We start from the raw sequence: 23,905 nt of genomic DNA, 5'->3' as shown, positions 1-23,905 counted from the left end.
GACAAAAGATAAAACATTTCATGGCGATTGTCAATTGGATCTTCGAGAGGCGGCTCTTTTCCCCTCCGTGCTCAGGAACCACATCCCGAGATACTTGTTTATGAAGTGCTGACGGGGCAGGAAGGAGAGAAACGGCCGCTTCCGAAATCCGAGTTGGGAGATCTGAGACCAGATGCCGGAGTGCTCCGGATTCAATTTCAATCCCTTTCGGAAAACCGCAAGCGCCTTCTTCTTGTCTCCCGTTTTTAAATAAATCATGCCGAGATTCTGGTAAAAGCCGGGCTGAAACTGATCCATTGAAATGGCGCGCTGACAATAGGTCAATCCGCTCATGATGTTGTTGCGCGCCATCGCGTAGCAGAGGCCGAGCGCGGAGAACAAAACAGGAGGGATATCTTCTTCCGGCAGGTCTGAAAGGCGTTTTTGGCTCTCAAGCAAGGTATTCAGCGCCGAATCCCAATTTTTTTCACGCATGTAGGCGAGACCTAGTTCGAGATATTCCTCTCCAGTCATCTCCATTCTCCATGGTTTTTACTTTCCGGTGGACTACAAAACATAAAAGCGAAACCCATCCCTTGTTGTCGATTCCGGCGAGTCCGAGGAATCCGGCCTTGCGAAGTAGAATCAGTTCAGCTCATCGATCAAAACGGCGGTTCCGACGGCGGAGAGAAGGAGAGAGCGCGGGTCGATTCGATGGAAGTTGAAAGAGGTTCCCACCACGGCATTGGCGCCGAACAGGGCCGCTTCGCCTCGGAGATCGCGAAGCGCAAGCAAGATCCCTGTCTTCAGGTGGCTTCGATAAGTGGTGTTGGTCGAGTAAACCGCTTTTTCAGGGATCGAGTGAATCTGGTCCTCCAACTCGATAATGATATTGGCATTGATCAATCCAAAGTAGTTTTTGACTTTTCTTCCCTCTATCTTTTGAGTTGTGGTGATCAAAATCTTGTGAGCCCCTTCTTCATGACGTGCACGGCGTTCCGGCTCGACGACGCGGATCGGCCCCTTGCGATTCGTTTTGAGCGCCTCTTTCTCCGTCTGCTCCGGAGGGGAGAGCGCCGGATCTTCTTCTCTCTCCTCGCTCTCTTCCCGCTCTTTCTTTTCCCCTCTCTTCGACGTCGTCGCAGGGGTGGGAGGGGGGGTGCTCGCCGACGCTTCCTTCACGCCGGGGAGCGTCATTTGACACTGAATACATCGGCCGGCCTCGCGCTGTTCGCAGCCGCAATTGGGGCAGATCATCGGGCGCTCCTTGTGGAAGCGCTTTCTTGAATATGAACTTTTCTCCCGTCTACCGTCAATTTCCCCTCGGCGTAAAGCTGGAGAACCTGCGGCAGAAGCCGGTGCTCTTCCGCCAAAATCCGCTCCGACAGCTGCTCTATGGTGTCCCCCTCGAAGACAGGAACCGAAGCCTGCGCGATGATGGGGCCGTGATCCATCTCTTCATCGACAAAGTGGATCGTGCATCCGCTCACACGAACCCCGTACGACAGCGCCTGTCGCTGGGCATGCATTCCGGGAAAAGCGGGGAGGAGACTCGGGTGAGTGTTGATGATCCGATCATGGTATGGCTGAATCAGCGTCGGCGTGACAAGGCGCATGTAGCCGGCCAGCACCACTAACTCGACGCCAAACTCTTTTAATTGCTGTAAAACCGCGGCGTCGTATTCTTCTCGACGACTGTAGTGCGTCGGATCTAGAAAGAGCGCGGGGACCTGATACCGCGCCGCTCGCTCCAGCGCCGGGGCGTCCTTCTTATTGCTGATCACCACCGCCACGCGTGCGGAGAGCTTCCCTTGCTTGATCGCATCAAGAATCGCCTCAAGGTTGCTCCCTCGGCCGGAGACGAGGACGCCCAGTCGAAGGGCTCCTTCAGCAGGGTTCAGGACAGGTTCCTCTTCGCTACACATAAACCACCGTTCCATCTCCCTTGACGATCTCGCCGATCACGTACGCTTCCTGTCGGAGCCGTTTTAGAAGGGAGCGCGTTTGGGAGAGCGCCTTTGGCGAGATCACCAGGATCATTCCGATTCCCATGTTAAAGTCGATGTACATCTCTTCGGTGTCGACCTCTCCCATTTCCTGGAGAGTCTTAAATATGAAGGGGACCTCCCATCGGTCGCGCCGCACCTGGGCCGCGCAACCGGGCGGAAGAACGCGCGGGAGATTTTCAGTGATTCCTCCTCCGGTGATGTGGGCCGCTCCTTTAATTTGGACTTTCTCCTGAAGTTTCGAGAGGGTTTTTGCGTAAATGACGGTCGGGGTCAGCAGAGTTTCTCCGATCGATTTCGACCCTCCGGGAAAATGGTCTTTTACCGTAAGCCCCCTCTTCTCGAAAACAATTTTCCGGACCAGGGAGAAGCCGTTGCTGTGCAGGCCTGAAGAGGCCAGGCCGATCAAGAGATCTCCCGGCCTGATTTTCTTTCCGTCGATGATCTTCTTTTTGTCCACCACCCCCACGGCGAAGCCGGCCAGATCGTATTCTCCCGCGGGGTAAAAGGAGGGCATCTCCGCCGTTTCGCCGCCGATCAACGCGCAGCCGGCCTGCCGGCAGCCGTCCACAATCCCTTTCATCACCTCCACCGCCTTCTCCGGAAAAAGCTTTCCCGTGGCGAAGTAGTCCAAGAAAAAGAGCGGTTCGGCGCCGGTCACGATGACGTCATTGACGCACATCGCGACGAGGTCGATGCCGACCGTATCGTGGCGGTCGGTCATAAAAGCGATCTTCAGCTTTGTCCCAACCCCATCCGTGCCGGAGACCAGGACCGGTTCTTTAAACTTTTTCGCTCCGAGGGCGAATAGGCCGGAAAAGCCTCCCAAGTCGGTGAGAACTTCGGGCCGGTGTGTCGATCGGACCATGGAGGTAATCTTTTGGACGAAAAGATCGCCGGCTTCAATATCAACGCCTGCATTTTTGTAGGTCAGTCGCGCCATCGTTTACTCGTGAGGGGTGGGCTTTCGATTTGTTTTTTAAAAAAAAGTAACCTCGTAAAAGTGATCTGTATCATACCGCAAGATCAGGAAAAGGTCAATTTAGGAGCCCTTTCCCCGGCGGAAATCGAGCGGAACGAAACGGCTTTAAACATGCAGATGAGCGGCTCGTCCTCCTCGATAACGAAAGACTCCATAAGATACATAATTCTTGACAAACATTTTTTGCGGGCTTATTTTTCTACGGATCAAAATTGGTCACCTCCCTCCAACGTCTGTCCCAATCGAGAGATCAAAAACGATTGTCTTTCCCAAAAAAATCGGTTATTCTGACGGAGTTTATCCATGATTCGATTATTCTGTTTGATGAGAAATAATCAGTGAAGGGGTGTAGAACGCCATTTCGGCTTCACAGAAAATTTTTTCCAAAGTGCTGGAGAAGGGTAAGAACATTGGCAGTGGGGTCAGAGCAATCGCCGGAAGATTGAGAAATGCGATAAAGTACTCCCTAGAAGCATAGAGACGAAGGGGCATTGATGGCGGCAGGGGGATGGAAGACGAGAAGGAGATGTAAATTCCAATCGAGTGGGGCATTCTTCCCGAATCCTCCGGCGCGGGGTTCTTCGAAAACGTCGGATCGATCGATTCAACCCTTCATCGCGGCCGCATCATCCCTTGGTAAGCTTTCATAGAGGTTAGGGAGTATGATGGAAAAAGAGGCATTCACAAGGGGATCGTCGCCGCCGGGCCAAAATAAAAGGGAGGCGAGTCGACAACTTAAGGAGAGCAGGAACGTTCTACGAAAAGTCTCTCCTCTCTTTGAGGTTCTGATCTCCGAGCTTGAGCACTGTCTCTTTCAAATGAAGCAGAAATTGGATGCGGAAGAGTCCGGGATTCGCTCCGAGAGGGATGAGGAGCACCGGATGCTGCTTGAGGCGGAGAGCCTTCATCATGGAGAGGGACTTTTAACCGAGGCCCTGGATCGTTTTATCTTGAGAATGGATAAAATGGTGAGGCACTTTACCCCTCAGGAGCACCGCATCCATCGCGATTATTTTCAGAAACATCTTCATCCCTTCCTCCTTCTCTCTCCTTTCGTGAAGCGGGCTTATTCGAAGCCGTTGGGATATCCGGGTGATTATGAAATGATGCGGATGTTGTATGAAGACCACGACCAAGGAGAGACCCTCTTCGCCCGTCTCATCAACCGGTATTGCTCTCAGCTCTCCGTGGCCCGGTCGGTGATGGGCCGGGTTCCTTATATGCTGGGGAAGACAAACCGGATCCTCGGCCGGGCTTCCGGGAATCGGGAAACCGTCTCGATCATGAGCATCGGTTCCGGACCGGCCAAAGAGGTCCAGGAGCTGATTCGGAGCAACCCAAAGGGTGATCGATGCCACCTGACCATGATCGACACCGAGTGGGAGGCGCTGCAATATTGCCGCGCGAAGATCGATGTATTAAAGGGGGTGACCCGGAGCCGCATCCAGGTCGGTTATGTTAACAAATCGATCCATCAGTTGGTCCACCATCCCCATACTTTTGATCTCTTCGCCGGGCAGGATTTGATCTATGTGATGGGCCTCTTCGACTACCTTCCCTTTCATATCTCAAAACATTTGATTCAACGTTTGTACCGGCTCCTCTCCGAGGAGGGGGATCTGATTATCGGAAATCTGGACGCCTCGAATGAGGCCCGTTATTTTATGGAATATGGCGCGGAATGGTATGTCCTCTATCGGACGCCCCAGGAGCTCATTCAGATGGTGGAAGGGATTTCTTCCGCCCAGGTTTTTGTCGAGACCGACGAAGAGGGGACGCAGCTTTATTTGACCGTTCGAAAGGGGAAGAGGCCGAAGGAAAGCCTGAGCTATCCTCCTGAGGTCGCAACGGTTTTCTATGGAAAACAGTAACGACGCCGAGCTTCTTTCCGCTTTTCAAGATTACGCGCGCGAGATCAACACGTTCCGGCTCCGAATCGGCTGTATTTTGGGATTTACCCTCGTTCCCCTTTTCAGCCTTCTCGATTATTACGCCGTGCCTCACCACTTCAAAACGTTTCTCCTGATCCGGCTCGTCTCCTCCGCGCTGACCCTTCTTCTTTTTCTTTTCACCTTTACCTCTTTTGGAAAAAGCCACATTACCTGGGTCGGGGCCCTGACCGCCATCCTCATCGGCGGCACCATCGCGCTGATGACCCGTTACCTGGGAGGCTACGAGTCCCCTTACTATGCCGGTCTCAACCTGGTGATGCTTGCGATTTCGATGCTTTTTGCCTGGGATGTGCGCATTACGGCGGCGATCTGTTTGTCGATGTATACCCTTTATATTGTCCCGATTTTTCTTTACGATCAGATCGAGCGGGCGGAGATATTAATCAACAACAACGCCTTTCTCATTTCAACCATGGTGATCGGATTGACCAGCGCCTATTTTATTTCCAGATTGCGCTACCAAGAATTTGAATCCCGTTATAAAATGGAAGAATCCCGGAAAGCGTTGGAAGTCTCCAATCAGAAACTAAGGGAGCTCAGTTACCTGAAAGGTCAGTTTTTTGCGGATATCAGCCACGAGCTTCGAACCCCCTTGGCGGTGATCCGGGGAGAGGCGGAGGTGACGCTTCGAGGGAAGGAAAAACCGGTGGCGGAGTACAAGCGGGTCCTCCACTATATTATTCTCCTGGCTGATCAGCTCAATAAGCTGGTCAGCGATCTCTTGTTTTTGGCCCGTTCCGAATCGGGGGTGTTGCATATGGAGAAGCGGGAAATTTCTCTGCAGGAGATTATTCGGGAGGCATCCCGCGAAGGAGAGATCCTGGCGATGCGGAAGGGGATTATGCTCACACTGAAAGAGTCCGCGGAGGACGAACTTTTCTTGCAGGGGGATCCGCAGCGTCTCAAACAGCTTTTTTTGATCGTCATTGATAACGCGATCAACTACTCGAAGATGGGGGGAGATGTGGAACTCTCCCTGGAGCGGGAGGAGGGCCGAGGAAAAATCACCATCGCCGATCACGGCGTCGGTATTCCAAAAGAGGCGATCCCCCACGTTTTTGAACGGTTCTATCGGGTTGAAAAAACCAAATCGATGGCCAACGGAACGGGACTCGGATTGCCGATCGCGAAGTGGATCGCCGAGGCCCATGAAGGGAAGATCACGATCGACAGCGAAATGGGGGCCGGCACAAGGGTGACGGTGCATCTCCCCCTCTCCGAGAAGGTGAAGGTCTAGAATGGAAATTCTCCTCGTGGAAGACGACGAGCGGATCGTCAGCTTCGTGAAAAGGGGACTGGAGGCGGAGCATTACAGTGTCGATGTGGCGCACGACGGCCAGGAAGCGATCGACATGGCGCGGGCGATCCGCTACCGGTTGATTATCCTCGATCTGGTCCTCCCGTTGAAGAGCGGTTCTGAAGTCTGCTTGAGGCTGAGGGAGGAGCGGATCGAAACCCCCATCCTCATGCTGACGGCGAAAGATACCCTCGAAGAGAAGATCGAAGGGCTTCGGATCGGGGCGGATGATTATTTGACGAAACCGTTCGCCTTCGAGGAACTCCTGGCCCGGATGAAAGCGCTCCTGCGCCGAGGCCCTTATCGGGAGGAGAGCCAAGACTTGAGGGTCGCCGATTTGATCCTCAGCCGGGAGACCCATGAAGTCCGCCGGGCCGGAGATCTCATCGCCCTCACCGCGAAGGAGTTTGCCCTCCTGGAATATCTCATGACTCACCCCAATAAGGTCATGAGCCGGACATCGATCCTTGAAAAGGTCTGGGGATATCATTACGATACCCTGACCAATGTCGTCGATGTTTATATCCGTTATTTAAGGAAGAAGGTAGACGAAGGGTATCCCAAAAAATTGATTCAGACCGTCCGGGATATCGGATATAAAATCTGCGGTTGATCGCTTCCTTGTCCGATTCCTCCATCGTGTTCCTCTTTTTCTTTTCTCTTTTAATTTCTTTCTAATCTTTTCCTCATCTGTTTTTCACCTTCTCCCGTTAAGCTGGATTTACTAGATGAAAGTAGACGGATGCTCGACGTGAAAAAACCGAGGGGGAAAAAAATGTCTTCACTCACGCTGAACGATATGGCGCAAAAGGCCATCTTCAATCCACCCAGGGAAAATAAAAGAGTCGTTTTCAATGAAGAGATCCTTCTTTGGAAGGGGACGTCGCTCCAGACGAAGAAACCTCCCCGATCCGCGATCATCGGAAGAGCCAAAAATATCAGCAACGGGGGGGTCTGCCTCGTTACAAAAACAAAGCTGGAGATCAATCAGTTCTTGAGAATGACCTTCAAGCTGAAATCGGTCCCGATCAATATTCCGACCCTCGTCGAAGTAAGATGGGTGGAGAAGGTATCCGATTCCTACTTCAGGGTCGGGGCCCGGTTTATTTATTAAGCATTCGATCTCATTCTCCTTTGTGATCGTTCTCTCTCCCCGGTTTGCGCCGGAATGGAGGATCTTCAGAGTGGAAACGGTCTTTCCTCCCGCGTTTTTCTTTCACCCTCTTTATCCGTCACGGTATTCTCTCGAAACAGATCCTCCGGACAGGACCGGTTCTCCATGGGTGATCAGGCCAAAACAAGGGAAGAGCTTCTCAAAGAGCTGACGGCGTTGCGCGCCCGCCTTAACAAAATGGTGATCGCGAAGCGCCTCGCGGTGAAGAAGCGGGTGCGAGCGAAGGGCAACGCGAACCTCCCGCGCCGCAGAGAGCGCAATCCGACCCGGGCGCAAAATCAATTACTCTCCTATATCGCCCATGAGCTGAAGACCCCTTTAAACAGCCTTCTCGGTTTTATCCAATTGCTGCGGAATGGAACGTATGGGGTGCTCTCGCCGGAGCAATCTCAGGCGATCATGCGGATGCATGTAGATTTATTGGAGTTTATTCACCTGGTCGACAATATCTTGGATTTCTCGAGAATCGATTCGGGCAAGATGCCGGTTCAGGTGGTGGAGACGAACCCCCGTGATCTGGTCGAGCGGGTCTCGATGCTCTTTGAGCCTTTTCTCCGTGAGAGAGGACTTCAGGTGGAGCAGCGGATCGATCCTGATTGTCCGGCGATGTTCATGACCGATCCCCTGAAGATCAAGAGCGCCCTGATCAACCTCCTGGGCAATGCGATTAAATTCACGCCGAGGGGAACGATTCGAATCGGGCTCTGCTCTCTTCCGGGGCAGAGGGGGATTCGGCTCTCCGTCTCGGATACCGGCATCGGGATTGCGCCGCAGGAGCTCTCCCATCTTTTCGAGGGAAATCAGCGGGAGGCCGTGAGGGAGTCTGCCGCCCCCTATGGGACCGGGACCGGCTTGGGGTTGGCCATTGTCAAAAAAATGGTCTCCGCCCTTGGGGGGACCGTTCGCGTTGAAAGCGGATTGGGGGTCGGCACGACGTTTACCGTCGATATCCCGGAGAGTTCTTGTTCCTGAAGGGGATCTCGCCGGCGCCCGCGGGAACAAAGTCAGGCCGTATATCCATTGTGATGAAACAAGGAGCGAGTATGCGTATTTTAATTATTGAAGACGATGAACGGATATTAGGTTTCTTGAAGCGGGGTCTGGAAGGGGAGGGGCATGCCGTCGATCTCGCCCTCAACGGAGAGGCCGGCCTCGGTTTTCTGAAAAAGCGCCCTTACAACGTCATCCTTCTCGACGTCTATCTCCCTGAAATGAATGGAATGGAGGTGTGCAAAGAATTGAGGCGTCAGCGCCTGATGACCCCCGTCTTGATGATGACGGCGAAGGATTCGCCGGAAGTTCAGCAGGAGGCCGTTCGGGCCGGTGTGAATGATTACCTTCCAAAACCGTTTTCGTTTGAGGTCCTCCTGGCGAAAATAGAGGCATTGGGTCTCTGCACCGATCCCGCCTGAAAATTTACCCCAAAAAATGCGCCTCGGTTTCGGTCCGATAAGTCTTAAACGGATCTTCCATCGAGAAAGGTTTTTTCCCCTCGATATAAAAACTCGACCAGTTGATCACATAAGGGGTTTGCCGCTCCAGGAGAGATCGGATCAATTCTCCCCGCGCGGAAGCGCGCGTATTCCGGGGGGGACATTCCACCGCCAGATCGACGGCGTCGTCGGTGGTCCGCCGGAGGGCCTTTCCTTCTTCTTCCAAGGCAACGGCGAGTCCGCGGGATCGGTTGAGATTATGGTACTCCAGATCGAGGCTGGCCATCCAGGGGTCCTGCCAATCGACCCCCTCCGCCTCTCGAAACGATTCAAGAAGCCACCGTTTGGAGATCCAGTCGATCTTTCCGACAAGACGCTCCGGGTCGATCGCGAGCGCCTCCAGCGTCTTTCCCCATTCCGAGATGATCCAATCGGTCTGATCATCCTTTCCAGACAGGGTTCGTTCCGCTTCTTGTTGAAGAAGGGATTGAAGCTCGACGGCGGAAATCCGTTTTCCGTTCTGAAGGGTCACAATCCATCGCCGCTCCGGATCGCGCGAGATCCGCCTTAAATCGAGAACCGCGTCCGCCAGCGCCAGATCGTCCGGAACCGCCCCTTCCTCGATCAGGGAGAGCATGACGGAGGTGGTGCCGAGTTTCAGCGCGGTGGCATATTCGAGCATGTTGGAGTCGCCGAGGAGGAGGTGGATGCGCCGATACCGGTTCGGATCGGCCAGCGGCTCGTCGCGGGTGTTGATGATGGCGCGGTTGAACTGGACCCACTGGTAGAAATCGTTGACGATGTGGTCGGCCCGCTGCGAGATCTGAAAGTCAATCTGCGGCAGCGCCCGCTCGCCCAGAGCGACCCAGCCGTCGGGGACCAGATGCGCGCCGACCCGCCCCGCCCCGGTGAAGATCTGGCGGGTCACCAGGAAGGGGATCAGCTGGCCCAGGCCGTCGTAGGAAAAGGGGAAGTCGCGGGCGACGAGGTAATTTTCATGCGATCCGAAGGTGGCGCCGGTTTCATGATCGACATTGTTTTTGATGATCGAGACCCGTTCTCCCAGCCCCAAGGCTTCGACCGCCTCCTGCAAGATTCGGTCTCCCGCCCGATCGTAGGCGAGCAGGTCGGTGAGGGAGAGGCACTCCGGAGAAGCATACTCCAGATGTCCCATGTCGATGTAGATCCGGCCGCCGTTGAGAAGAAATCCGCCGTTTCCCGGCGGCTCGTCGTGGGCCCGATGGTGCAGGTCGATCAACCCGAGTTTTTTCTTTTTGAAGATCGTCTCTTTGATTCGGTACGCGATCCGCTCGGGCGAATCGTTCGGGCGCTCTTGATTCACCAGACAGCCGTATTCGGTTTCGAGACCCATAATTCGTGACAGCATCTATTTCAACCACCCCTTCAGCGCCTGTTCGATTTCGTCATGAGAGAGGGTCCGGTATTTCGAACTCCCCGGCTGGGTCCGGTCAAGAAGGGCCGCTTCGAGGGTGTGCGATTCGAGCGACCGCTTCAACAACGGATCGAGCTCCTTTGGCGACGGGGGGGCGCCGGCCTCTTTTTCCGCCTCCAGATCGGCCGGAAGTTGAGAGACCGCCCAGGTTCTCAGGGCGATCTGCAGGGCCTCCTTGAGTGATAGGGAGTGGGTCTCTCCGGCGGCATTGAGAAAAGCCGCCATCCGCTCGCTCATCGGCGCCGTCGGCGCCAGGACCACCCCGCGTTCCTCCTCTTCGAAGACCCCGTCATAATTGAGGTGGAAGAAGAGCGGCTTGGCGGAGAGGATGCCGATCTCCGCCATCACGATCTTCGCGATGTAGGGAGCGTGAAGCACCTCTTCGAAGGCCTGCTTGACCATCGGCGCCAAAATAAACTTCATCAGCCGGCGGACAGTGACATCGACGGGGGAGCGATTGAACCCTTCCACATGGGCGGCATCGAGGACGACATTCCGAAGTTTCTCCAGATCGGCCGGATGGCCGATCCCGCCGAATGCGATCTGGTCATAGACTTCATACAGCTTCGACGTGCCGGCGCCGAGGGTCGCCATCAGGACGCCGTTTTCATAGGGGAGGGCGACGATCGGGCTGCCGGCGGAAAGTTGTTCCTCAAGATAGTCGCGCCGGTTTCGAACCGCCTCGACCCATCGGTAAGGCTCGTCATAAACCATTTGTCTCTTCCTTTCAGAAGTCAGATGTTATCCGATGCCCAGCCCCGGTTCTCCCGCGGTAGAGCGGCCGACGACGTTTCGCGCATAGAGCGATTCGAGTGTTTTCTGAGGAATCTCTCGGACCCCTTCCATCGTGACCAGTTTGATCACCGGGTAGAGATGGGCTTCTCGGTTGCTCCCGCCGGTGGCGGCGTCGAATTCGGCCGCCGTCTCCAGGAGCCTCATCGTCAGGGTGATCGCCGCCTCCTCGGAGAGTTCGGCCAGCGGGCGCTTCCCCCAGCGATTCTCATACTGGAGGATTCCACGAATGGCCGGGGAACCGGAACCGGAGGTGGTGAACTCCACCGCTTCGAATCCGGCGCCGAGAATGTCGTAGAAAAAGAGCTTCCCCTCTTTCCGCGCCACATCATAGGCGGCATAGATCGGGGCGACCGCGCCGATTCCCTGAATCGCCATCGGGATATTTTCCTTGAGGAGTTTCGAGAGGGCGCGGACCTTTCCTTCGAGGCTCAGCTCCTGAAGCTGGCTGCGCCGATAATACTTGAAGGTATGCTCCATCACGCGGGCAATCTCGAAGGCCGTCGCGGGAACCCCTGCGATCGCCATCACCGAATGGCGGTCGATCTCGAGAACCTTGTCGGTCCGGTCATACATCACCGTCGTTCCGGCGGTCGCCCGGCGATCCCCCGCGACCAAGACACCCTCTTTATATTTCAGTCCAAAGATGGTTGTCCCTTGCGTGAGGGCGATTTTGCTTTCAACCGGCTCTCTCCCTTCCGGAAGGGTTCCCGGTCCTAATTTATAACCGTTGGTTTTGAGAAGGGACCAAAAGTCACCATTATGCATCGGTTATTCTCCGGTTCTTTGTCGGTACCGTTCCGCCTGTTTCGGATCGACCTTCCGCATCCGCTTTAAAAGATTTTCCTTGCTGGAGTCGGTGTCGGGACGCTTCGGTCCGGTCTCCTCGCGCGGTTTCTCCAGCGGATTCACCGGGCGTTCCCGTCGTTCCATGAATTCGGTCATGATTTTCTCCTATGAATTAAAAATCTCTTTGAAGCTGGCGGCCTCTCCGATCCGCGCTCGCAGCGTGGCGATCTCGGCCGGGTCGAACAGGCTGTTCATTTCCAGCGTTTTATGAAAGAGGCCGTTCTGAAAAACGACCCGCTCCCACTGGATTCGATGGATCTGGTCATAAAATTTTTCGATGCACAGCCCCCGGATCGCGGCGCGGGTGTCGGCGGGGGGAGTTGTCATCGCCTCCTTGATCTCCGCTTCGGTGGAGAGCCGTTCCATATTCCCTTCCATTTCCAGACCGATGAAGAGCCCCCGGTCGGGGGAGAGGTTGTGATATTCGAGATCGAGCCCGCGAAGCCGAGGGTCGTCCCATCCGCACCCTTCCGCCTCCATGAAGGTTTCGAGCAGCCATTTCTTGGCGACCCAGTCGAGCCGGTTCGTCAGCATCATCGGGTCGATCTCGAGGTCGTTCAAGACCTCTTCCCACTTGGCCAGGACCCATTGGGTGTCCGGATCGGCCTCCTGCCCGAACGCCTTCTGCGCCGCGGCGAGGTAGAGACGCTGATGGTCGATCGGCGAGATCTCTTTTCCATTCATCCGCTTGATCGGTTTTTTGCAGGTCGTATCGAGCGAAACGGCGTGGACGGCGGCGACCGGCTCCGGAATCGCCGCCGCGGGCGCCGCGCCGATTTCGATGAGACGAAGGGTCAGCCAGGTGGTCCCCACCTTCAGCGCGGTGGCGGTCTCCGACAGATTGGCGTCTCCTAAAATTTGATGAAGGCGCCGATATTGACTTCGGTCGGCGTGGGGCTCGTCCCGCGTGTTGATGATCGGCCGGCGATCCATCGTATCGACCGACATCTCCACTTCGACGAAATCGGCCCGCTGCGAGAGCTGGTAGACGCCGGCCCGGTATCCATCCCGGCTCTCGATCCCGACCTTCCCCGCCCCCGCGAAAATCTGCCGGGTCACGAGGAACGGGGTGAGATCGCGGATGATTTTGTCGAAGGGGATCGATCGGGGGAGAAGATAGTTATCGTGGCAGCCGTAGCTGTGGCCGTAAAAGTCGGTGTTGTTTTTGTAGAGCTGGACCGCCGGATTCCCGAGGGCCGCGTTCCGCCGGTCGGCGCAGGCCTGGACGATCCGCTCCCCCGCCTTGTCGTGGATGACGAGATCCCGAAGCGACCGGCATTCCGGGGTAGAATACTCCGGGTGGGTGTGGTCGTTGTAGAAGCGGGCGCCGTTGGTCAGGGCGAGGTCGCTCTTCATCTCGTGAAAGGAGAAGGGCCGGTGGCGGTCTTGTTTCTCGAACGCTTCCTCTTCTTCATCCTGCGCCAGCTTATCGGCCCGGAATCCGCGGGCGTCCTGCCGGGGGTCTTCGCCGCTGTAATCCCATCCGGGCCGAAAGGGGCGGGTGAGATAGGCGCGGACCAGTTCCATCGACTCCACCACCGGATCGACCGCTTCTAAGTCTTCCCGGGTAATTCCATATTCGGTTTCGATCCCAAAGAGCTTCAGCATTAGATGACTCGCTTCTCGGGTTTGGGCCGTTCCTTTTTGTCGAGCAGCGAGAGGCCGACGACATTCTCCGGATCGACGTCGATCAGCTTCAGCCAGTCTTCGACAATGTCGTTGGGGGGGAGGATCTCTCCCTCTCGGTATTCGGTTTCGACGGCGAGGGTGATGTCTTCAACCGTGATTCCCTCTTCCCCTTCGTTGATGGTCCGTTTGATCGCCCGCTCCTTGGCCCGTTGGATGATCGACGCGATCAGGGCGCCGCTGATCAGGTCCGACCGGTGGAGGATCTCTCGACGGCTGCTCCGAAGCTGCAATTCCAGAATCTGCTGCGCTGCGCCCTTTGAAAAGATCGCATCGACCCCCGCTTTGATCAAGGCCTGACGCGCCTGCGCCGGATCATCGCCGTGGGCTTTCATCAGACTCGGCGCGAGGGGGATTTCCGGGGTCACGTAAATGCCGAAGATCTCCTCGGTGCCGGTCCGGTCGGGGCGATTGATTTTGATCTTCCGGTCGATCCGCCCGGGGCGCAGGACCGCCGGGTCGATCAGGTCGGGGCGGTTGGAGGCGAGGATAATCACCATCTCCTTGAGCGATTCGATTCCGTCCATTTCGGCGCAGAACATCGGAACGAGGGTGCTGAGGATGTTGTGAGAGCGCATCGAGCGGCGCGTCCCCAGGATCGACTCCGCCTCGTCGATGAAGATGAAGGGGAGGTAGCCGGCCCCCCGTTTTTCGCGGGCGCGCGCGAAGATCTCCCGGATCATCCGCTCCGACTCGCCGAGCCACATATTCAAAATCTCCGGCCCCTTTACATGAAGGAAAAATTCTTCGACCTGCGGGTTGCCTTGATCTTTCAGCTTCTGGACCAGGCTATAAGCGGTCGCTTTCCCGATCAACGTCTTGCCGCAGCCGGGGGGACCGTATAAGAGGAAGCCCTTCGGCTGGGAGAAGTCGTATTTCTTGAAGAGGTCGGGGTAGAGGAGGGGATGCTCGAGTGTATTGCGGATCGCGTCGATCGCCTCCTTCTGGCCGCCGATCTCTTCCCAGGAAACCTTCGGTGTCTCTTCCAGGAAATACTCCCGCCGCTGGGCGTTGTTGACCTTTTCCACGGCGACCCGGTGGCTGGCGTCGATCCGGACCTCGTCGCCGACCTTCAGTTTTTCTTCGGTCAATTGGGAGGAGCGGATCAGCAGAGACGACTGCGCTCCGACATCCTGCCCGACGCGAAGCCGGCCGTCCGGCAGAAGGTCGGTGATTTTTTGAACCGATCCGTTCCGGTCATAGCCGATGGCGCGGAGGACGACGAAAGCTTCATTCACCAAGACCTGCGTGCCGATCTGCAGCGCTTCCGGTTTGAGGCGCGGGTCAACATTCGTGTAATAGTCCGCCCCGCCGACCACGATGTGCGCCAGATCGGGGGCGGGGAGTCCCAGGAGGGTGCCGATCCGGTTGGCCGGCGCGGTGACCTTTTCCACCACCTGATTCAGCTTCTTGATCTCCGATTGAACCTGTTGGAGGTTCAGCTCCCCTTCGAGGATCTTGCCCCGCAGCGCATTCATTAAAGAATAGCGGGGATCTTCTTGGGGGGTGGACGCAAGGATGCGGTCGATCAGTTGGAGCGGGCTTTGAGAGCGCTTTTCCTGCGGAGTTTCCCGTTGCGGGGAATAATATTTGGATGAGTCGCTAATGGCGGTCTCCTTCCTTAATAATGAGGGTAATAAAAAATTCTAAACCGCTGGGAGGGGCTTGTCAATCATCATATGTTGTGTGATCTTCTTGAAAGGACGCTGCCCCGATTTCTACGCTCTTTATTTCTAATAAAACTCCCCGCATCCATTGTCTTCCCCGGCGGCTTCGGATACAATGACGGAAACCTTTCGGAGGTCCCCTCATGAAGACGCTTCAAGATCTCAAGCCGCTCATCGAATACCTTCAAGAGATACAACATCTTTCCAGCGCGATTTCGATCTTTCATTGGGACCAGGAGACCTACATGCCGCCGGGGGCGGGACAGGCGCGGGCGCAGCAGTTGTCGTCCTTGGGCGGTTTAGCGCACGACAAGAGCGTCGGGCCGGAAATGCAGCGGCTTCTCTCCCAATGGGTTGATTTGAAGAGCGGTGAAATCAAGGGGGAGTGGGACGAGGCGCCGCAGGCGCTTTTAAGAGAGGTTTGGCGAGATTACGACAAAGCGACGAAGCTTCCATCGGAATATGTCCGGCGGTTTGCGAAGGCCTCGTCGATTTCGGAGCAGGTCTGGGTAGAGGCGCGAAAGAAGAGCGACTTCCCGCTGTTTATGCCGCACCTCAAGACGATGGTCGATCTGAAGAAAGAAGAGATCGGCTATATCGGTTACAAGGATTCTCCTTACGATGCGTTGCTTGATGCGTATGAGCCGGGGATGACGGTGGCGCAATTGGTTCCGCTCTTTGCCGCGTTGAAGCAGGAATTGGTGCCGCTGCTTGAGAAGATCGTTCACTCACCCGTTCAACCGAAAGACGACTTCCTTCGCCATTCCTATGTTCCCGAAAAGCAGTTGGCGTTTGGGCATCAGGTGTTGGAGGCGATGGGCTTTAATTTTAATACGGGCCGGCAGGATCTCTCGGCGCATCCCTTCACCACCTCTTTCCACCCCACCGATGTCCGGATCACGACGCGGGTGGACGAGCATGATCTCCTCTCCTCCCTCTTCAGCTCGATCCACGAGGGAGGCCATGCCCTCTACGATCAAGGGCTCCAGGCCGATCTCTACGGAACCCCGCTCGGCGAGGCGCGCTCGCTCGGCGTTCATGAGAGCCAGTCCCGTCTTTGGGAGAACGGCATCGGCCGATCGAAGCCGTTCTGGGGACATTTCTATCCGATCCTCCAGAAGACCTTTCCGGAAGGGTTGAGGGGGGTCGATCCGGAAACCTTCTATGCGGCGGTGAACACCGTCCGCCCGTCGCTGATCCGGGTCGAAGCCGATGAGCTGACCTACAACCTCCATATCATGGTCCGGTTTGAAATCGAGCGGGCATTGATCGAGGAGAATCTTCCGGTCGAAGAACTTCCGTCGCTCTGGAATGAGAAGATGGGTCAATATCTCGGCGTGGTCCCCGACTCCGACGCCCACGGCGTCCTTCAAGACATCCACTGGTCGGGCGGAGCGATCGGATATTTCCCCACCTACACTCTCGGCAACCTTTATTCGGTTCAGTTTTTGAATCAGGCGAAGAAGGAAATGCCGGGTCTCGAAGGGGAGATCGCGAAGGGGAATCTTTTGCCGTTGAAAAAGTGGCTGAACGAGAAGATCCATCGGTGGGGCAAGCAATATCCGACCGACGAATTGGTCCGCCGCGTCACGGGGGAGCCCTTGAACCCAACCTACTTCATTCAATATTTGAAGGAAAAATTCGGTCCGATCTATCGCGTGACATAAATCTATCTGTGGTATGCCGGCCGGATCAATCCCTTGACATCGGATCATCGAACCTGTATGCTTCCCGAAAAATTCAGGATCGCTATGTTTTTGAGTAAAAAAGCCAGATATATTACGCTGATTATCCTGGCCTTTTCCTTTCTCAATCTTTCTCTGGCCAGTGCTTGCATGGTTCCGGATTGGGCGCCGAAAGCCGATGATTGCTGCGTCCTGCCATGCAAGACCGTCACATCGCCGGAGCTGGCGAAAAGTTTCTGCAACCTGTCCGATCAGCAACGCTCCCTTCATGCCGGGCCCCAGCTTTATGCGCCGGCCATTCTCGTGGAGGATGGTCTTGCTCTGATTGCCCGCTCCTGTAAGGCCCCGCCCCCTGTTATTTTGTCCGGAATTGATTCAGATCAACCCCTGTCCCAACCCCGTGGGGATCTTTTTATCCTCCACCGTACCCTTCTGCTTTAAACCGATCCACTCCAAATCTCGTCACGGCTGATTGCGCTCGTTTTTGAAAAATCAGAGTGCGCGATCGCTCATCTTATTTCACCCATATTGATATCTGCCGGAGTGGTCTACGATGAAACGACTTCTCTTGCTCTCCATTTTATTAATTGGCGCGACTGTCATTCCGATGGTCACATCTGCCGCCGAAGAAGTAACTCCAACCCTGCGCTTGGAAGAAGTGCTCCAGGAGGTCATCCAACGAAATCCGCAGGTCCGCGCGGCCGAGCGGGGGGAGCGCGCCGCAGAAGCGCGGATCCCGCAGGCGCGCGCCTTGGAGGATCCCCAGTTCGGCGTGATGCAATGGTCGATCCCTTCCAACTTCAGTCTCTTCGATGCCGATGAAACCTGGTATACCCTCTCCCAACACTTTCCCTTCTTTGGGAAGAGAGCGCTCCGCGGCGATATCGCCAAGCTAGAAACGAGCATGGCGAGTGAAGAGTCCCGTGCGGTTCGTTTGAAAATCGTCAAAGAGGCGAAGCAAGCTTATTATGATTTCTTCTTCACGCATAAGTCGCTCGACATTCACCACAAACAGGTGGCGCTGGCGCGACGATTCTCTATCATCGCCCAGGAGAAATTTGCCGTCGGGGAGGTCGGCCAGCAAGATGTGATCCGCGCCCAGGTCGAGCTGCTTGACCTCTCCAACGCACTGAAGACGTCGGAGCAGGATCGGAACGTTGCGGCGGCGCGGCTCAATGCGCTCCTCGATCGGCTTCCCGATGCCCCTCTAGGCGTCCCCGAAACGCCGACGATTCCGGCCGTTGAGCCGGAATTAGAGATGCTGCAGCGTGAAGCCGAAGCGGCCCGCCCCGAAATCCGGATGCAGACGCTGGCGATCCGACGCGGCGAAGAATCGGCCGCGCTGGCCGAGCGAGATCTCTTTCCCGATGTCGTGGCGGAAGTCGGGTATTGGGATGTCCACGACGGCTCGAATCGTTGGATGGCCTCCATCAAGATTAACCTCCCCTGGATGAATAAGAAGAAATATGACGCCCGCATTCGGGAAAAGGAGGCGGAGCAGTCGCGCGCTGAAGCCGCCCGCCGGGCCGCCCTCAATGAGACCCAATTTCGCATTAAAGAGCTCTTTGTCCGTTTCCAGACGGCCAAGCGCCTTGCCACGCTTTACCAACAGGGAATCCTGCCGCTGGCCGAGCAATCGTTGGAAGCGGCCGTCGTCGGATATGAAGCGAAGAAGAATGATTTCCTCACATTGATCGATGCGCAAGAGAACATCAAGAGATTGGAACTGACTTATTTTCGGACACTCGCGGAGATTTGGAAGCGTCTCGCCGAACTGGAAGAGATGACGGGAAAAATGTTTTAAGCAAATAAGAGACGGGAGGAGACAAAGATGAAAATCTGTCGAAAAGCTCGAAGGGGAACCACATTGGCTGTTTTGCTTCTGACCCTCTCGGTCATTGGTTTCTACATGACGCAGAATCGCGCCATGGGGGATACAAAAGCGGACGCGCCGATGAACGAGCAGGATGGGACACCCGATGGCATGGAAGAGATGGCGATGGATATCAATGAGACCGGCCGGACGACGGCGATGCTGACCCCGGAGAAAAAACAACGGATCGGGGTCAAAGTGTCCGAAGTTCAGGAGAGAGAGATCGAGAAGGTGATCCGGGCCGCTGGACGGGTCGCTTATGATGAGCGAAAGCTCGCTCGAATCAACCTGAGGGTCGACGGCTGGATTCAGGACCTCTTCGTCAATTTCACCGGTCAAGAGGTGAGGAAGGGAGAGCCGCTTCTCACCCTCTACTCTCCCGATCTCCTCATCACGCAGCAGGAATACCTGCTGGCGAAGCGGGGCCGGGAGAAGTTGGGGGCCAGTCCGATCGCCGAGGTGCGGGAGACCGGAGACGCGCTTCTCGCCTCAGTGCGAAGAAGACTTCTTTTGTTCGGGATTACCGAAAAGCAGATTCAGGAACTGGAGAAGCGGGGAGAGCCGCAGACGGCGATCACGATCACCTCCCCGATCAACGGCGTCGTCACCCATAGAGAGGGGGTCCAAGGGATGCGGGTCACACCGGAGGCGACCCTTTATGAAATCGCCGACCTCTCGACCGTCTGGGTGATTGCTGAAGTCTATGAGTCCGATCTCTCATTTGTAAAAGAAGGGCAAGAGGCCGCCGTCACCGTGGCGGCCTACCCCGGCGAGATCTTTCACGGAAAGGTGGCCTATATCGATCCGTTTCTCAACCCTCAGACCCGGACCGTCCGGGTACGGCTGGAGCTTCCGAATCCGGGGCTCAAGCTCAAACCGGAGATGTTTTCTCAGGTCGATCTGAGATCCCGTCTCGGGAGGGGACTTCTGATCCCCGAATCGGCCGTTCTCGACGTGGGTCTGCGCCAGATCGTCTTCGTCGATCAAGGGATGGAGATGTACGCGCCGAAGGAGGTCAAGGCGCGTCGGATCGACGGGGCCTACCTCATCCAGGAAGGGCTGAACCCCGGAGAGCGGATCGTCACCTCGGCCAACTTTCTGATCGACTCGGAGAGTAAGCTGATGGCGTCGGCCAACATGATGGGAGCGCTCGGAATGGCCGGCATCCGGATGGAGCAGGCCGAAATGGGTGAGATGAAGATGGATGGGATGGAAGTGCAAACCCCGGGGGAACAGACCCTTTCTGGTCCCCAGAAGAAAAAGAAAGGAGATCTGACGTTGATCCTCGCTACGAAACCCTCTCCCCCCATCGATGGAGAGAACCTTCTTCATCTCGTCGTAACCGATGCGGCAGGAAAACCGATCGAAAATGCGAAGGTCGTCTTCTCCTACACCATGCCGATGCCGGGAATGAAGGCCGTCAAGGTTCCCGCCTTGTTTAAGAACGGACAATACGAAGCCAAAGCCAAATTCGGGATGGCCGGAACGTGGGAGGTGACCGCATTGGTGACCGTTCCTGGCAAGCCGGAAGTCCAGGAAACATTCACCCTGGAGGCCGGCGGCGAAATGGAAGGGATGGAGGGAATGCCGGGGATGTAGGCGACCCGAAAGGTCGAGGGGTACAGCCATTACACAGGGCCAGAAAACATGATCGAAAAAATCATCGACTATTCCGCTCGAAATAAATTCCTTGTCCTCACCCTCACCGCCTTTCTGGTCGTGTGGGCCATCTGGGCGATACGGCGTGTTCCGCTCGATGCCATTCCGGATCTCTCCGACACCCAGGTCATTCTCTTTACGGAATGGCCGGGCCGAAGCCCGACGTTGATCGAAGATCAGATCACCTATCCCGTCATCACTTCGTTGATTTCCGCCCCGAAGGTGAAATCGGTCCGGGGGCAATCGATGTTGGGTTTATCGTATGTCTACGTTATTTTTGAGGAGGGGACCGATCTTTATTGGGCCAGAAGCCGGGTCTTGGAATACATGCAGGGGGTCGCCGGCAAGCTGCCGGAGGGGGTGACGCCGACGTTGGGACCCGATGCCACCGGCGTCGGCTGGGTTTATGAGTACGCCTTGATCGATGAAACCGGACGGCATGACCTTGCCGAGCTTCGCTCTTTTCAGGACTGGACCCTCCGCTACTGGCTCCAGTCGGTGCCGGGGGTCGCTGAAGTCGCTTCTGTCGGAGGTTTCGTCAAACAATATCAGGTCAATGTCGATCCGAACCGGCTGGCGGCCTACCGCATTCCACTCCACGAGGTCATCTCCGCAATCCGGGCGAGCAACAACGACGTGGGGGGAAGGGTCTTAGAGCAGGCCGGCCGCGAGTATATTATCCGAGGCCAAGGCTACATTCGATCGACCGAGGATATTCGAGGGATTCCACTCGGCACAGACGGCAATGGAACACCGATCCGGGTCTCGGATATTGCAAATGTGGCGATCGGACCCGACATTCGGCGGGGGGCGGCGGAATTAGACGGCAAAGGGGAGGTGGTCGGCGGGATCGTCGTGATGCGCTTCGGCGAGAATGCGTTAAATGTCATCGACCGAGTAAAGGAGAAGATCAAAGCGATTGAACCCTCTTTGCCGGAAGGGGTCAAGATCGTCCCGACCTATGATCGATCCGACCTGATTCAGCGGGCGATTGAGACACTGAAGCATACCTTGACGGAAGAGCTGCTGATCGTGAGCCTGGTCATTCTCCTCTTTCTCTGGCATCTCCCGAGCGCCATCGTTCCGATCGTCACCATCCCGATTGCGGTCATTTTATCTTTCATCCCGATGTATTACTCCGGGTTGACGTCGAACATCATGTCGCTTGCGGGCATTGCCATCTCCATCGGGGTGTTGGTCGACGGCGCCATCGTGGAAGTGGAAAATGCTTATAAAAAGTTGGAGCGATGGGAATCGACCGGTCGGGTCGGCGACTATCACGAAGTCCGGTTGAAGGCCCTCAAAGAGGTCGGCCCCTCGGTTTTTTTCTCGCTGCTCGTTGTCGCCGTGGCTTTTATCCCGATCTTTACCCTTCAAGGTCAGGAAGGAAGGCTCTTCAAACCGCTGGCGTTTACCAAAAATCTGACGATGGCGATTGCCGCGGTCCTGGCGATCACGTTCGATCCGGCGATGCGGATGCTCTTCACCCGGATGAATCCCTTCATCTTCAGGCCCAAGTGGCTCTCCCGGATCGCCAATCCTCTTCTGGTCGGGAAGTATTATCCGGAAGAGCGGCACCCGATCAGCCGGCCGCTCCAGCGGATCTACCACCCGATTCTGGAGTTTGTTCTGCGACACCGCTGGCCGGTCGTGATCTCCGCCTTCCTCATCGTTCTCCTCACCATCCCGATCTATCTTCGCCTCGGCTCTGAATTTATGCCTCCGCTCAATGAGGGAACGATCCTCTATATGCCGACGACCCTGCCGGGTATCTCGATCACCGAGGCGACCCGGATCCTTCGCCTTCAAGATCGGATGTTGAAAGAATTCCCGGAAGTGGAGCGGGTCTTCGGAAAAATCGGAGAAGCGAAAACCGCCACCGACCCGGCCCCGTTGAGTATGGGGGAGACCGTCATCACGCTGAAGCCGAAAGCGCAATGGCGCGAAGGGATGACCTGGGACAAGTTGATCGCGGAGATGGACGGAAAACTGCAATTCCCCGGCGTTGCCAACATTTGGTGGATGCCGATCCAGACCCGGACCGAGATGCTCGCCACAGGTATCCGCAGCAACATTGGAATTAAGGTCTTGGGGCCGGATCTCGAAGAGATCAACCAGATCGGCCGGCGGATCGAAGGGGTTCTGGCGCAAATGAAAGAGACCCGCTCTTCATTCTTTGAGCGGGTGACCGGGGGCTACTATCTTGATTTCGTCATCGACCGGAACGCCGCTGCGCGTTATGGACTTCGGGTGGACGAGATTCAGGAGGTCATTGAAACGGCCATCGGCGGCAAGAACATCTCACAGACCGTCGAAGGCCGGGAACGCTATCCGATCAACGTCCGCTATGCAAGAGAATTCCGGGATGACATTGAGAAGTTGAAAAGAGTCTTGGTCCCGACGCCGGCCGGCGCTCAGATCCCGATGGCGCAGCTCGCTCAAATTGAATACAACGAAGGGCCGTCGATGGTTAAAAACGAAAACGGCATGCTCGCCGGCATCGTTTTTGTCGACACGGCGCGGTCCGATCTCGGCGGCTATGTGAAAGAAGCGCAGCGGGTCGTCGCGGAAAAGGTGAAACTTCCCCCCGGTTATTCGCTCGTCTGGGCCGGACAGTATGAATATCTGCTGCGGGCCAGAGAGCATTTAAAGGTGGTCCTTCCTCTGACCCTCTTCATTATCTTTCTGCTGCTTTATCTCAATACCGGCTCGGCGGTGAAGACGCTGATTGTCTTGCTGGCGGTCCCCTTCTCGGCGGTCGGCGCCATTCTCTTTCTCTTCCTGCTCGATTACAACATGAGCATCGGTGTTTGGGTCGGATTGATCGCCTTAATGGGGCTGGATGCCGAAACCGGGGTTTTCATGCTGCTCTATCTTGACCTTGCCTATGAGGATCGGAAGGCGAAAGGGTTAATGCGTAATGCATACGATTTGAAGGAGGCAATTACCGAAGGGGCGGTGCATCGGCTTCGGCCGAAGGTAATGACGGTGAGCGTGATGCTCCTCGGTCTCCTTCCGATTATGTGGTCGACCGGGACAGGATCGGACTTGATGCGCCGAATCGCCGCCCCGATGATTGGCGGGATTCTCACCTCATTTATTTTGGAGTTGCTGGTCTATCCGGTTATTTATGAAATATGGCGGGAGCGGGAGCTAAAAAGCATGCTCAAATAACTGCGGAAACGTTTTCAGGTGACCCGGAGATGTAAGCATTGCGAATTCAAATCTTTCGTCATCAAAATCCTGCTATGGTCTACACCCGGATGTCGGGGCGGAACGTCACGCATGGCTGCATTGGAATGGCCGATAAAGACCTGGAGACGTCTACAAGCGCCTGCCGAACGGGGCGCCGATTTATCTTCTAAGCGCCACCCCCATCATGAAGCAACCGTTTCCGAAGACGATCGCATACTCTCCC

General features: G+C 56.0%; 22 protein-coding genes. 11 read left to right on the top strand and 11 right to left on the bottom strand.

Translation table 11 applies throughout. The annotated features are described in order from the left end of the window. Positions 1-30: 30 nt before the first annotated feature. The 5 genes from MNODULE_RS10540 to MNODULE_RS10520 all read right to left on the bottom strand — a co-directional run bounded on the left by MNODULE_RS10540 (position 31) and on the right by MNODULE_RS10520 (position 3,519). On the bottom strand, positions 31-513 hold the full coding sequence (locus tag MNODULE_RS10540; protein WP_168059535.1) for a tetratricopeptide repeat protein: 483 nt from the start codon (positions 511-513) through the stop codon (positions 31-33). 111 nt (positions 514-624) lie between these two features. Continuing rightward, positions 625-1,236 carry a heavy metal-binding domain-containing protein gene (locus tag MNODULE_RS10535; RefSeq protein ID WP_168059533.1) on the bottom strand — a complete coding sequence of 204 codons (612 nt, stop codon included), beginning with the start codon at positions 1,234-1,236 and terminating at the stop codon, positions 625-627. Next, positions 1,233-1,904, bottom strand: a complete 672-nt coding sequence (gene purN, locus MNODULE_RS10530; RefSeq protein ID WP_168059531.1) for a phosphoribosylglycinamide formyltransferase — start codon at positions 1,902-1,904, stop codon at positions 1,233-1,235. The genes MNODULE_RS10535 and purN overlap by 4 nt, the downstream gene beginning before the upstream one ends. Then, the gene (gene purM, locus MNODULE_RS10525) at positions 1,897-2,928 is read right to left on the bottom strand and encodes a phosphoribosylformylglycinamidine cyclo-ligase (RefSeq protein ID WP_168059529.1); all 1,032 of its coding nucleotides are present in this window, start codon (positions 2,926-2,928) and stop codon (positions 1,897-1,899) included. The genes purN and purM overlap by 8 nt, the downstream gene beginning before the upstream one ends. 351 nt (positions 2,929-3,279) lie before the next feature. Continuing rightward, positions 3,280-3,519: a hypothetical protein gene (locus tag MNODULE_RS10520; protein ID WP_168059527.1), complete on the bottom strand. Its 240-nt coding sequence runs from the start codon at positions 3,517-3,519 to the stop codon at positions 3,280-3,282. A gap of 266 nt (positions 3,520-3,785) precedes the next feature. Between MNODULE_RS10520 and MNODULE_RS10515 the strand changes: the two genes are divergently transcribed. From MNODULE_RS10515 to MNODULE_RS10490, 6 genes are all read left to right on the top strand, one after another. Beyond that, complete coding sequence (locus tag MNODULE_RS10515) at positions 3,786-4,838, top strand: class I SAM-dependent methyltransferase (protein WP_168059525.1); 1,053 nt, start codon at positions 3,786-3,788, stop codon at positions 4,836-4,838. Further along, entirely contained in the window at positions 4,825-6,156 is a 1,332-nt protein-coding gene (locus MNODULE_RS10510; protein ID WP_168059523.1) for a sensor histidine kinase, read from the top strand. Before MNODULE_RS10515 ends, MNODULE_RS10510 begins: the two co-directional genes overlap by 14 nt. A 1-nt stretch (position 6,157) precedes the next feature. Beyond that, the gene (locus MNODULE_RS10505) at positions 6,158-6,829 is read left to right on the top strand and encodes a response regulator transcription factor (RefSeq protein WP_168059521.1); all 672 of its coding nucleotides are present in this window, start codon (positions 6,158-6,160) and stop codon (positions 6,827-6,829) included. Between the two features lie 162 nt (positions 6,830-6,991). Further along, on the top strand, positions 6,992-7,330 hold the full coding sequence (locus MNODULE_RS10500; protein WP_168059519.1) for a PilZ domain-containing protein: 339 nt from the start codon (positions 6,992-6,994) through the stop codon (positions 7,328-7,330). Between the two features lie 165 nt (positions 7,331-7,495). Next, the gene (locus tag MNODULE_RS10495) at positions 7,496-8,362 is read left to right on the top strand and encodes a sensor histidine kinase (protein ID WP_168059517.1); all 867 of its coding nucleotides are present in this window, start codon (positions 7,496-7,498) and stop codon (positions 8,360-8,362) included. A 71-nt stretch (positions 8,363-8,433) separates the two neighbouring features. Further along, a complete protein-coding gene (locus MNODULE_RS10490) occupies positions 8,434-8,802 on the top strand; it encodes a response regulator transcription factor (protein WP_168059515.1) in 369 nt (122 codons plus the stop codon). A gap of 4 nt (positions 8,803-8,806) precedes the next feature. Here MNODULE_RS10490 and MNODULE_RS10485 read toward each other — a convergent pair whose 3' ends face one another. The 6 genes from MNODULE_RS10485 to MNODULE_RS10460 are packed head-to-tail and all read right to left on the bottom strand — an operon-like array spanning position 8,807 to position 15,081. After that, complete coding sequence (locus tag MNODULE_RS10485; RefSeq protein ID WP_168059513.1) at positions 8,807-10,210, bottom strand: proteasome accessory factor PafA2 family protein; 1,404 nt, start codon at positions 10,208-10,210, stop codon at positions 8,807-8,809. After that, entirely contained in the window at positions 10,211-10,990 is a 780-nt protein-coding gene (locus MNODULE_RS10480; RefSeq protein ID WP_168059511.1) for an Ntn hydrolase family protein, read from the bottom strand. 27 nt (positions 10,991-11,017) lie between these two features. Further along, on the bottom strand, positions 11,018-11,836 hold the full coding sequence (locus tag MNODULE_RS10475) for a proteasome subunit alpha (protein WP_168059509.1): 819 nt from the start codon (positions 11,834-11,836) through the stop codon (positions 11,018-11,020). Between the two features lie 3 nt (positions 11,837-11,839). Continuing rightward, positions 11,840-12,013 carry a ubiquitin-like protein UBact gene (locus MNODULE_RS10470; protein WP_168059507.1) on the bottom strand — a complete coding sequence of 58 codons (174 nt, stop codon included), beginning with the start codon at positions 12,011-12,013 and terminating at the stop codon, positions 11,840-11,842. Positions 12,014-12,022: 9 nt separating this feature from the next. Next, complete coding sequence (locus tag MNODULE_RS10465) at positions 12,023-13,525, bottom strand: proteasome accessory factor PafA2 family protein (RefSeq protein WP_168059505.1); 1,503 nt, start codon at positions 13,523-13,525, stop codon at positions 12,023-12,025. Then, entirely contained in the window at positions 13,525-15,081 is a 1,557-nt protein-coding gene (locus MNODULE_RS10460; protein WP_238339436.1) for an AAA family ATPase, read from the bottom strand. The genes MNODULE_RS10465 and MNODULE_RS10460 overlap by 1 nt, the downstream gene beginning before the upstream one ends. A 332-nt stretch (positions 15,082-15,413) precedes the next feature. Between MNODULE_RS10460 and MNODULE_RS10455 the strand changes: the two genes are divergently transcribed. From MNODULE_RS10455 to MNODULE_RS10435, 5 genes are all read left to right on the top strand, one after another. Continuing rightward, positions 15,414-16,937 carry a carboxypeptidase M32 gene (locus MNODULE_RS10455; RefSeq protein WP_168059503.1) on the top strand — a complete coding sequence of 508 codons (1,524 nt, stop codon included), beginning with the start codon at positions 15,414-15,416 and terminating at the stop codon, positions 16,935-16,937. A gap of 57 nt (positions 16,938-16,994) precedes the next feature. Then, positions 16,995-17,396, top strand: a complete 402-nt coding sequence (locus tag MNODULE_RS10450; RefSeq protein ID WP_168059501.1) for a hypothetical protein — start codon at positions 16,995-16,997, stop codon at positions 17,394-17,396. Positions 17,397-17,508: 112 nt separating this feature from the next. Beyond that, on the top strand, positions 17,509-18,759 hold the full coding sequence (locus MNODULE_RS10445) for a TolC family protein (RefSeq protein WP_168059499.1): 1,251 nt from the start codon (positions 17,509-17,511) through the stop codon (positions 18,757-18,759). A 27-nt stretch (positions 18,760-18,786) separates the two neighbouring features. After that, entirely contained in the window at positions 18,787-20,427 is a 1,641-nt protein-coding gene (locus MNODULE_RS10440) for an efflux RND transporter periplasmic adaptor subunit (RefSeq protein WP_168059497.1), read from the top strand. A 48-nt stretch (positions 20,428-20,475) separates the two neighbouring features. Next, positions 20,476-23,661: an efflux RND transporter permease subunit gene (locus tag MNODULE_RS10435; protein WP_168059495.1), complete on the top strand. Its 3,186-nt coding sequence runs from the start codon at positions 20,476-20,478 to the stop codon at positions 23,659-23,661. Positions 23,662-23,905 lie beyond the last annotated feature (244 nt).

Source organism: Candidatus Manganitrophus noduliformans (assembly GCF_012184425.1).
GTDB lineage: Bacteria > Nitrospirota > Nitrospiria > SBBL01 > Manganitrophaceae > Manganitrophus > Manganitrophus noduliformans.
Note: the sequence above shows the minus strand (reverse complement) of the source record. Positions and strands in the feature narration are given on the sequence as shown.